10 protein-coding genes are annotated in these 11332 nt (G+C 39.0%); 9 read left to right on the forward strand and 1 reads right to left on the reverse strand.

The annotated features are described in order from the left end of the window. Positions 1 to 227: 227 nt before the first annotated feature. From HUN22_RS11795 to HUN22_RS11830, 8 genes are all read left to right on the forward strand, one after another. Positions 228 to 1499, forward strand: coding sequence for a sensor histidine kinase (locus tag HUN22_RS11795; protein ID WP_174729516.1), 1272 nt, complete (start codon positions 228 to 230; stop codon positions 1497 to 1499). Positions 1500 to 1567: 68 nt separating this feature from the next. Then, positions 1568 to 4318, forward strand: coding sequence for a bifunctional [glutamate--ammonia ligase]-adenylyl-L-tyrosine phosphorylase/[glutamate--ammonia-ligase] adenylyltransferase (gene glnE / locus HUN22_RS11800; RefSeq protein ID WP_174729519.1), 2751 nt, complete (start codon positions 1568 to 1570; stop codon positions 4316 to 4318). 24 nt (positions 4319 to 4342) lie between these two features. Next, the gene (locus HUN22_RS11805) at positions 4343 to 5269 is read left to right on the forward strand and encodes a branched-chain amino acid transaminase (RefSeq protein WP_174729522.1); all 927 of its coding nucleotides are present in this window, start codon (positions 4343 to 4345) and stop codon (positions 5267 to 5269) included. Positions 5270 to 5338: 69 nt separating this feature from the next. Beyond that, positions 5339 to 6229, forward strand: coding sequence for a mitochondrial fission ELM1 family protein (locus tag HUN22_RS11810; protein WP_174729525.1), 891 nt, complete (start codon positions 5339 to 5341; stop codon positions 6227 to 6229). A gap of 24 nt (positions 6230 to 6253) precedes the next feature. Next, positions 6254 to 7282, forward strand: coding sequence for a glycosyltransferase (locus HUN22_RS11815; protein ID WP_174729528.1), 1029 nt, complete (start codon positions 6254 to 6256; stop codon positions 7280 to 7282). After that, positions 7279 to 8034 carry a polysaccharide deacetylase family protein gene (locus HUN22_RS11820; protein WP_174729531.1) on the forward strand — a complete coding sequence of 252 codons (756 nt, stop codon included), beginning with the start codon at positions 7279 to 7281 and terminating at the stop codon, positions 8032 to 8034. The genes HUN22_RS11815 and HUN22_RS11820 overlap by 4 nt, the downstream gene beginning before the upstream one ends. Next, positions 8031 to 8795: a glycosyltransferase family 2 protein gene (locus tag HUN22_RS11825; RefSeq protein ID WP_174729534.1), complete on the forward strand. Its 765-nt coding sequence runs from the start codon at positions 8031 to 8033 to the stop codon at positions 8793 to 8795. The genes HUN22_RS11820 and HUN22_RS11825 overlap by 4 nt, the downstream gene beginning before the upstream one ends. Before the next feature lie 11 nt (positions 8796 to 8806). Then, complete coding sequence (locus HUN22_RS11830; protein ID WP_174729537.1) at positions 8807 to 9841, forward strand: glycosyltransferase; 1035 nt, start codon at positions 8807 to 8809, stop codon at positions 9839 to 9841. On the opposite strand, the gene ghy is transcribed toward HUN22_RS11830, so the two are convergent. After that, a complete protein-coding gene (gene ghy / locus HUN22_RS11835; protein ID WP_174729540.1) occupies positions 9838 to 10725 on the reverse strand; it encodes a glycosyl hydrolase Ghy in 888 nt (295 codons plus the stop codon). The genes HUN22_RS11830 and ghy overlap by 4 nt on opposite strands. An 83-nt stretch (positions 10726 to 10808) precedes the next feature. On the opposite strand from ghy, the gene HUN22_RS11840 reads away from it, so the two are divergent. Continuing rightward, positions 10809 to 11332, forward strand: a 524-nt coding sequence (locus HUN22_RS11840; protein WP_174729544.1) for a glycosyltransferase family 25 protein, incomplete at its 3' end; no start/stop codon positions are given.

Consider the following 11332-nt stretch of genomic DNA (forward strand, 5'->3'; position numbering starts at 1 on the left):
TCTAACATCATACAATTCTCTACCTTAAAAAAATTGTTGTATTTTTCTAAAGTATACCCACTTTGTGTATCTGAAAACCTTTAATTGAAACTTCACATTTCTATTTCGAAAAGAACGTTGCTCTTTTTATGTACTGTGTTAAAGTTTGTAGTAGATCATAATGATTATAAGTACATTTCTTTTAAGAGCGGTTCCGACCAAAAGCGACAAAATCTGTGAGGCGGGCAATGACATTCCAACATTTAGAACTAAACCAGATTGAGCAGTTAAGTGCTTGTAGAATATCGCTTTTGCTTGGGTTGAATGCCGAGCAGAACTATATTGAGCAATTTTTTCGGTTTAGTCTTCGTCTTTTGAATTGTAAAAAAGCCTTATTGACTTTTAATCAGGAACCTTACTTTTGGCATCGTTGCCCAGAGGGCATGACGGCTATCTCGTTTAAACCTTCGAAACATTTAAAACAGTGCTTTGCTAAACAACAGATCATTAATCACTCACATCCTTCTTATCAAAACTTAACCAACTATTTAAAAGAACTAAACATCGAGTGCAGCAGGGCATTGGCCGTGCATCTTTTACATCCTGATAAAACGTCTATGGGTTTTGCTGTCTTTTTCGATGACGATGCCGCTACATTTGAAGATGACGATATTCAATTGTTGCTCGATTACTGTTCTACTTTTATGCAGCAAGTCGAATTGAAGTTTAACTATGAAGAGTTAAACGAACTCTACGAGCAACAGGTTGCGATTAATTCAAGTAAAACTAAATTTTTCTCGATTATTTCGCATGATTTACGAGCGCCGTTTCATGGATTACTCGGGTTTTCTGAGGTACTCGCCAAAGAGCGTGAAACTTTAGATGAATCGAGTATTCAAAACATTGCAGATTATTTATACGACACTTCACAATCGACTTATAACTTACTTGAAAGCTTACTAACATGGGCGATGGCAGAGGGTGGGCGTTTTGTCTATCACCCAATTAACTTTAAGCTTAGACAAGTTAGCAATATCGTTTGTGATGTTTTGCGTACTTTAGCATTGAAAAAAAATATTGAACTGGTCAATGATGTTCCCGATGATTTAAATATCTATGCCGATATCAATATGATGACTTCTGTAATCCAAAACTTGGTGTCAAATGCGCTAAAATTTACAGATATTGATGGATCAGGCAAAGTTTTTATTGAAGCTAGGCAAGTGGACACAAATGTAGAAATAACAGTTCGAGACACTGGTTTGGGTATGACTGAAAAACAAATGACAAATTTGTTCCATCCACGTATTACAGCTAGTTTTAAAGGAACCGCCGGTGAAAAAGGTGCGGGCTTAGGTTTGAGTCTTTGTAAGCGTTTTGTCGAGATTAATCAGGGACAAATTACTGTTAGCTCTAAAGAAGGGGTTGGAACGACATTTAAAGTTTTATTACCTTCGGCTCACGAAAGTCATGAGGCGCTTACCGAACATCTCTCTTCATCGGAAGCAAAATTAGTCTAATCCCTTTTCCTACTACTACTCGAACTGCTATAACTAAAAAAGAGAGTACGAGGAAAAGAGCTTTTTATATGAATGCGGAGCAGTTACAAAAAACATTGCGTGCTAGTCAGTACGCTGAACAAGTTTTAGGCTTGCATCAGGCTGTTTTAGAACAAGATTATCAAATAGATCAATTTGCTGCACCGCTCTCGACCGAACAGATTTATCAATTTGTCCAAACTACAATAAATGGAATTGCTGACGAAATATCTTGGATGCGTGGATTACGCATTTTACGTAGTCGTTTAATGTTTCGTTGGATTTGGCAGGATGCCAATCAGCTTACCGATGTTGTTACACTCACTCGTGAACTTTCTGATTTTGCTGATGCCAGTATATGTGTAGCAAAGGATTTTGCACGTGTAGCGCTTGTGGCGAAACACGGTGAACCGATGAGTTACTCTGGCAAAGTTCAAGATTTGATTGTCGTTGCCATGGGTAAGCTCGGTGCACAAGAGCTTAATTTGTCGAGTGATATCGACTTGATTTTTGCCTTTGATGAACAGGGTGAAACCAATGGTCGTAAATGTATTGATGTACAGCAGTTCTGTATTTTGTGGGGACAAAAACTCATTTATTTGCTTGAACACATTACCGCAGATGGTTTTGTGTTTCGAGTCGACATGCGTTTACGCCCTTGGGGAGATGGCTCGGCACTAGCGATTAGTCATGCAGCTTTAGAAAAATATTTAAGTCAGCATGGCCGTGAGTGGGAGCGCTATGCATGGATTAAAGCGCGTGTTGTGACTGGCGGTAAAGAAGGGCAAGACTTGTTAGAAATGACACGTCCTTTTGTATTTCGCCGCTATGTCGATTACACCGCTTTTGCTGCTATGCGTGATATGAAAGCGATGATTGAGCGCGAAGTTCTGCGCCGTCATATTGAGGATGATATTAAACTCGGGGCAGGTGGTATTCGCGAAATTGAGTTTATTGTTCAAGTCTTCCAGCTTATTTACGGCGGCTCTAAACGTGAGCTTCAAGACCGTCAATGTTTAGTCAGCCTTGAGCATATTGGGGAAGCTGGTTTATTAGAAAAGCAGGCTGTATTCGAGCTTAAAGATGCCTACCTGTTTTTACGCCGTGTTGAACATGCGATTCAAGCGCTCAATGACCAGCAAACTCAACTACTACCAGAAGAAGTTGAATTAAGACAACGTATTATAGATACCTTGGGCTTTGTAAGCTGGAATGAATTTATTAATGTTCTTAACGAGAAACGTCAAAAAGTTAAAGTTCAGTTTAAGCAGCTCATTGAAGATACCAGCTCTAATGCTACAACTGAAAATTTTGGGCAGTTAGAGCAGCAGTTAGATGAAGTACTGGATGACAATGCGAAAAATCTGATTCATGAGTTTTGGCATGGTCATGCACTTAAAAAACTTCCTTCAAATGCTGTGCAGCGTTTAAAAACATTTTGGCCTCATTTGATTGAAGCGATCTTACAGTCTGAACAACCACAAACTGCACTGTTGCGTTTAATGCCGCTGATTGAATCGGTCATGCGTCGAACTGTGTATTTGGTGATGCTGATTGAAAGTAAGGGGGCATTACAACGCCTAGTAAAAATGGCGACCGTGAGCCCGTGGATTTGTGAAGAGCTGACTCAGTATCCAGTACTGCTTGATGAGTTTCTATCGATGGATTTCGAGTTGCCAAAGCGTAAGGATTTAGAAGACTCATTACGTCAGCAGTTGCTTCGTATTGAGATTGATCAGGTCGAAGACCAAATGCGAGCACTTCGCCTCTTTAAAAAGAGCAATGTACTCACTGTTGCTGCTAGTGATGTGCTAGCTGAAAGTCCGCTAATGAAAGTATCTGATGCGTTAACCGATATTGCTGAAGTGAGTGTTAATGCAACACTTCATTTGGCTTATCAAACTGTGGCGAAGCGCCATGGTTACCCAAAAGATGTTGATGGGAAACGCTGCTCACTCGACTACAAAGCTTTTGCTGTCATTGGTTATGGCAAAGTGGGCGGTATTGAGCTTGGCTATGGTTCTGACTTAGACCTTGTCTTTATTCACTATCTAGATGAACAATCCGATACGGATGGAACCAAGTCTATTAGTGGCTTTGAGTTTGCTATGCGTGTTGCTCAAAAGTTTATGTCACTGATGACCACTCAAACGCTTGATGGTCGTGTTTATGAAATTGATACACGTTTAAGGCCTTCAGGTGAGGCCGGTTTATTAGTGACCAGTCTTAAGGCTTATGAACACTATCAGTTGAAAAGTGCATGGCTTTGGGAGCATCAGGCATTAGTACGTGCCCGCTCTATTGCAGGTGACGAGGTACTTTGCCAGAAATTTGAAATATTTCGACGCGAGATATTGACTCAATCTAGAGATGAGGCTTATGTTCGTGAGGAAGTGTTGAAAATGCGTCAGAAAATGAAAGACCACCTAGGTTCGTCTTCTGAACAAAAAAAACATGGTATTTTTCATTTAAAACAGGACGCAGGTGGTATCGTCGATATCGAATTTATGGCACAGTATGCTGTACTTGCATGGAGCGGGACGAAACCCGATCTCGCCCATTATTCTGATAATGTAAGAATATTAGAAGATGCTGCTAAAGCAGACTGCTTATCCAGTGAAGATGCCACAGCATTAATTCGAGCCTATCTTAGTGAACGTGCCGAAAGCCACCGCTTAGCCCTTGCAAATCAATCCATGCAAGTCAGCGCAGCGGAGTGGCGTAGTACCCGTGCGGTCGTTTGCAATTTATGGCAAAGATTAATAGACCCAACCGCCTCGGTTGAGTTGGATAGTGAATGATTTTATAACAATTTGGAGTGTTCCATGAATTTGGCTGATCGTGATGGTTTTATTTGGCAAGATGGAAAATTAATAGATTGGCGTGATGCAAAAATTCACGTTTTAACCCATACTTTACACTACAGTATGGGCGTATTTGAGGGTGTTCGTGCTTATGAAACTCCTAAAGGTACTGCCATTTTCCGTCTTCAAGACCACACAAAACGTTTGTTAAATTCAGCAAAAATTTATCAAATGAAAGTGCCGTATGATCAAGCAACGCTTGAACAAGCACAAATCGATGTTGTTCGTGAAAATAAATTAGCTTCTTGCTATTTACGCCCACTGATTTGGATCGGTTCAGAGAAACTTGGTATTGCAGCAACAAATAACACGATTCATGCCGCTGTTGCAGCATGGGCATGGGGTGCATACCTTGGTGATGAAGCGATGGCGAAAGGTATTCGCGTTAAAACTTCATCGTTTACTCACCATCATCCAAACGTGACGATGTGTAAAGCAAAAGCATCTGGTAACTACACATTGTCAATTCTTGCTCACCAAGAAGTTGCACATTCAGGTTACGATGAAGCAATGTTAATGGACCCACAAGGTTATGTATGCCAAGGTTCAGGTGAAAACGTATTCTTGATTAAAGATGGCGTTTTACACACTCCAGATATCGCTGGTGGTGCACTTGATGGTATTACACGTCAAACAGTAATGACGATTGCTAGAGATCTTGGTTATCAAGTAATTGAGCGTCGTATTACACGTGACGAATTCTATATTGCAGACGAAGCATTCTTCACAGGTACTGCTGCTGAAGTAACACCAATTCGTGAATACGATGACCGTCCAATCGGTTCGGGTACCCGTGGCCCAATTACCACTGAAATTCAAAAGACTTATTTTGATGCGGTTCAAGGTAGAAATCCGAAATATGAACACTGGTTAACTTACGTAAAATAAGTTAATCCGTTAACATAAAAAGGCGAACTTCGGTTTCGCCTTTTTTATTTTTTGGCTTAGGGAGCTTCTATGCATATTGTCTATGTGTCTGATGGTAAGGCAGGACACCGTTCACAAGCATTAGGCTTGTTTCAGGCAATGCAAAGACAAGAGCCAGAAACAACTTTTGAAGAGGTTTTAATTTCCGATTTGCCGATTATTTCTTTAATTCAGGCACTTTTCTCTTCAAAAAATTCCTTATTTAAACAACTTCCTGATTTTGTATTTGGGGTGGGAAGCCACACACATTTTCGTGTTTGGTTACTCGGTAAAATTTTCAAAAAGGCTAAAACGATTATTTTAATGAAGCCGAGTTTACCGATTGGTTGCTTTGATTATGCTGTTATTCCAGAGCATGACGGCATTCACGCCGATAGCCATGTGATTGTCACGCGTGGTGCACTCAATCCAATTCGTAATGAAAAGCGTCATCAAACAGCCAGAATTTTAATTGCTCTAGGTGGTTCATCTAAACGGCATAAATGGAACCAAGATAAAGTATTAAGCAGTGTTAAAAAAATTGTTGAGAATAATCCAGACGCTGAAATTATTCTGACGACTTCACGCCGAACTCCAGCAGAGTTTGTCGATATTTTAAGGTCACAAAGCTTTGCCCAACAGTTACAAATATTTCCAGTTGAGCAAACACCTCAAGGATGGATTTTTGAGGAAATGCAAAAAGCAGAAGCTGTATGGGTAACAGAAGACAGTGTGTCTATGATTTTTGAGGCACTTACTGCAGGTTGTCGAGTAGGGGTGATGGAAATGGACCGTTTGAAAGACGACCGGATTACGCACTCAGTTGATCAAATGTTAGAATCAAAATTAATTTCACAGCAGACTTGTGTTGTACAGTTACCACAACCTTACGCTTTTAAAGAAGCTGACCGTGTGGCAACATATCTTTTAGCAAAAAATTAAATTTTTTTTATTTTGAGTAAATAAATGAAAATATTGCATATTGCAAATTTTGGCTTTAATAAACAAGGCGCCCATTTTTACTGTACAGACCGTAAAATTTCTGCCGGATTAATTGAAAATGGCCATTTCGTTTATGATTTTAGTTTTCGTGACATGGCTCGAATGGGCACCATTTTTAAAACAAAAAAACTGGGTGCCAATTGGGCTAATAAAGAAGTCCTAAAAGTCGTTAATAATATTGAGCCGGACTTGGTACTGATTGGACATAGTGACCTAATGAGTCCAGATGTTCTAAGACAAATTAAAGAATCTTATCCAAATACTAAAATTGCATTTTGGTATGTTGACCCGCTTTATCTTGAAAGCAAACTCGACTTTGTTAAAGCATTCTCGCCATATTTAGATACTATTTTCTGTACAACAGGCGGAGAATATCTACAAAAGTTAAAGCAACCCCATTTAAGCGTGGCCTATTTGCCAAATGTTGGTCACCGTAATGTAGAAACGCTACAACAATTTTCAAATGCTAACACAGACAAGACTTTTATTTTCTGTGGTGTCGTTTATAAAGAGCCTGAGCGTGAGAAGTTCTTAAAGGACTTGGCAGAAGCGCTCCAACAAGGTCATGTGAATTATCAATATTATGGTTGTTTTGAGCAACCCGGTGTTTATGGGAAAGCGTATTATAAAGTTCTATCTGAAACAAAAATGGGACTTAATTACTCACGTCGTAATGATGTAACCTTGTATAGTTCTGACCGTATTGTACAACTGACCGGTAATGGTTTACTCACGTTTAGCCCAAGAATTCCAGGCTTTGAGAAGCTCTACAGCGAACAGGAAGTGGTTTACTTTGATGATCAGTTTGACTTGGCCAAGAAGATCCAATTCTTTGATCAAAACCCAGATCAGGCTGAAAAAATAGCGAAAGAGGGTTGGGAGAAAACACGTAAATCTTTCAATGCTAAGCGCATCACACAGTTTATGGTTGAGGTGACATTTAAGCAGCCCCTTTCAGAAGATTATGAATGGTCACATGAGGTGTATGCATGATGTGGTTTTTGTACGTTGCGGTAGGCCTACTAGCACTTGCTGCACTTTTATATGTGCTGGGTAACTATACATTCTGGCTTCCGTTCCGTTCGGACAAACTACCACGCATTGTGATGTTGCATCAGGTTACCCCTAAAGATGCAGCCTCTGGTATGAACATGCCTCCTGAAAAGTTTGAGCAACTTTTACAGTTGTTGACGCGTAAAAAGGCTACTTTTTGCTTTGTTTCTGAGCTTGAACAATACCGCAATCAAAAGAATGTGGTTGCTTTAAGTTTTGATGATGGATTTATGGATAATTATCTTTATGCCTATCCATTACTCAAAAAATATAATGCAAAAGCAACCATTTATTTGGCAACTCAAATTGAAGGCATTGAAAAGCTAACTCATGAGCAAATCCACGAAATGGCCAAATCTGGTGTTATTGAGTTTGGTGCGCATACCCAGCATCATGTGAACTTACTGAAGCTTGATGACCAAACCGCTTACGATGAAATGCTTCAGTCTAAACGTGACGTTGAAGCGTTAGTTGGAAAATGTCCGAGCTTTGCTTATCCATTTGGTCGATTTAACGAAAAGCACCAGAAAATGGCACAAGAGATTGGCTTTAAAAACGCCGTATCAACTCGTAAAAAAATCGAAGCGTATGAAGCAGATAACCAATTTAATATTCCACGTGTCAGCACGCATGGTGCCATGAATGCTTTACAGATGCGTATCGCCCTTGCTAAAGGACGTTATAAGTTATGAATAAAATTCCATGTAGTGTCTATATTGTCACTTTAAACTGTGGTGCTTGGTTAGAGCGGACTTTGCAAAGTGTTAGTGAATTCGATGAAGTTATTATTTTAGATTCGGGCAGTACTGATAATACTTATGAAATTGCTCAGCACTTTGAAAATACGCAAATTTCTCATCAAGACTGGCAAGGTTATGCTGGGCAAAAAAGTTTAGCTTTAGCAAAGTGTCGTAATGATTGGGTACTCAATCTAGATGGCGATGAAGTCTTATCTAACGAGTTAAAACAAGAAATTATTGAGACCATTCAACAAAACAAGCTTGATGCATTAATCACACCGATTAATGATGTGTTTTTAGGTGTTCCCAACAGTAAACATACTAAAAAACATGCAAAGGTGCGTTTTTTCCGCAAGTCTAAAGGACATTACGATCTTGCCAATAAAGTCCATGAAAATGTGATTGTGGATGGTGAATCTCAGCGCGCTCAACATGATATTTATCATTATGGTGAGTCGAGCATTTTCGTTAAAGTCGAAAAAAATAACCAATATTCCAATTTAAAAGCATTAGAGAAATATCAAAAAGGAAAGTCTCCAAGTATTGCTAAATTGGTCTTGGTGATGCCTGTGACTTTTATGAAGTCTTATTTTATTCGCCGTAGTTTCTTAAATGGTTGGCGTGGTTTCGTAAATAGTATGATTAACGCGTTTTATGCATTTCTAAAAGAAGCCAAACTGTTTGAACAGACGATGAATAAAGATAAAAAATAAGTAGGCAAGCTATGAAAATTGTTCAGGTATTGGCAACGAGTGGTGGAGTTGGTGGTTTAGAGCAGCACACTTTTAACCTTGTTAATGAGCTCGCTTTAAATCATGAAGTACATGTCATTGCACATCCTTGCTATGTAGACAAGTTTAGCCAACAAGTACATTTTCATGCTGTCGATTTTGCACGTAGCCGTTGGAATATTTTTTTACTTTGGCAGCTTAAAAATCTTATCCAGCAAATTCAACCTGCTATTGTTCATGCACAAGCAGGAAAGGCGGCTGAGCTGATTGCCCGAATTAAGCCATTTTTATCTGGACCAAAGTTTGTAACGACGGTACATGGCACTAAAAAGAATAAATCGGCCTATTTAGCAGGTGATGTTGTTATTGCGGTGAGCCAAGCACTCACGCAAGGCATTCCAGAGGCTAAAGCACACGTGGTTTATAACGGTGTATATCTTCAACCTGCTCTTACAGCTGAAAATAAAGAAAAGTTGCTTCAATCGATTCAAAAAGATTTTGCTGAGCTAGACCCTAAGAAAAAAGTTGTTATGTGTATTGGACGTCTAGAGCCGGTAAAAAATATCAGTTTACTGATTGAGTCGATGCAACAGATTGATGCCAATTTATGGATTATTGGTGACGGTTCACTTAGAGCAAGTTTGGAAAAGCAAGTCAGCGAATTGAACATGCAAAATCGGGTCGCTTTTCTTGGGTTTAGAACTGATGCACGTGATCTGGTGCAGTTGGCTGATATTGTGGTTTTATCATCAGATCGTGAAGGTTTCCCACTTGTTATGGTTGAAGCTTTACAGGCCGATAAAGCCATGGCTTCAACTAAAGTGAACGGTGTGATCGAGTGGTTGCCAGAGCAATATCTAGCCGAAATTGGAGATGCACAAGGTTTAGCAAAAGCGATTCAATGTGCACTTCAACCTGAGGCTCAAAATGATTTTAGCCCTTTATATGCAAGAGCCAAAGCTGAACTGACTGTACCAGCCATGGCCGAGCAGACGCTTCATATTTATAAAGGCCTGCTGAAAACTTAATTATTTTTTGGCGTAAGGCGGATGGCATCAAGTACCACGAAGTTATCTTCGACATTAATGGTATGACACCCGTCATCTGCTTGATTCCAGTCTGGTAAAACCACTTCTAGTAATTTTTCTTCATAAGCTGTTGGACTAAGCTGAGTAATTGCCTTTAATTCGATATTGCCGCCATAACGTTTTAACGAATCTTGGCTTGGTCGAACCAGTTGCCCTTTATAAATAAAAGGTTTACCCGCCATACGGAACTGTTGACTGCCTCGGCACACTGGATTCATTGGGTGTTCTTGCCATTCAGGATTCAAAATATCTTCGGTAAAGAACAGGTCTAAACGATCACCAAATTTTTTACAATCACGACGCGTTGAAGTAAACAGATACCATAAGCCTTCATGATAAAAAGGAGTGCTATCGACTGCTTCAATATTTTCAATCAGATTAGAATGTTTTTCCCATTTCAGTGGAAACTCAGTGCATTTCCAAAGCTCAATCGTTTTATTGGCAGAAGTTTCTGGGACCATGTACCAAGTGTTATCTATTTTAAATACGCAAGGATATGAGAGGTGGTAATCGAGTTTTAAAATGGTTTCAGGTGGTGTGTAAGTGCCATCCTTAAAGACTTCTAGAACAGAAAGAAAGCCCACCGGATGTTGATCATCGACTTCTTCAAAAAAAATAAAATGACGGTCATTTTCATAAGCATAAAAGCTATCTGCAAATGTGAACTTTCTAGGGGAATGGATCTCAAAGAGTGAATCTAATTGCTCAAGTGTTGTAAAAGGTTGCTCTAGCCAGCCGAAACGCATATACCAATGAGAGTCAAAAGATTTTGCTTTTTTTGCTTGTTGGTATTTGTACCATTTTTTTTGAATTGAACGAATCATGACAATACAAGAAAATAAAAAAGATATATTAACTCTATTTTACATTAGATATGATACTCGCTGTTTAAAAGGGGAATAGCTTAATGAAGATTTATGTTGTAACTATCGAAGATGAAAAATCCCCTCGTTTAAGCAAGTTCCTCAATCAAAATTTTTTTGAACAAGGATATTTGCCTATAACGAAAGTAGGAATTAAAGGGGTAGACCTACCTGTAAAACAATATTTTGAAATGGCAGTAAAAGGTCGTTCTCAGCCTTTAACGCCAAGTGAACTGGGATGTACCTTATCTCATTTGAAGGCTTTAGAGCTTTTCCTTGAATCGGAAGATGAATATGCATTGATTTTTGAAGATGATGCAATATTGCCTGATGATTTAACGATTGATAAATTAAAAGAAGAATTAGAAAAAGTATCCTTACCATCGAATTTGCTATTTAGTTTAGGCGGTATTCAAATGAAGGAATGCCTAAAAACAAGAGGTGAATTTAAAGACTATAACTTTTTGAATAAAAAAGTATTAGAAGTGGTTCCAGATTTTTTTCATCGTGCTTGCTATGCTTTTGCGTACGTTGTTGATAGAAAAATGGCTGAAACATTACTTAAATA

Origin of the sequence: Acinetobacter lactucae, assembly GCF_013344765.1 — a bacterium.
Taxonomy (GTDB): Bacteria; Pseudomonadota; Gammaproteobacteria; order Pseudomonadales; family Moraxellaceae; genus Acinetobacter; species Acinetobacter lactucae_A.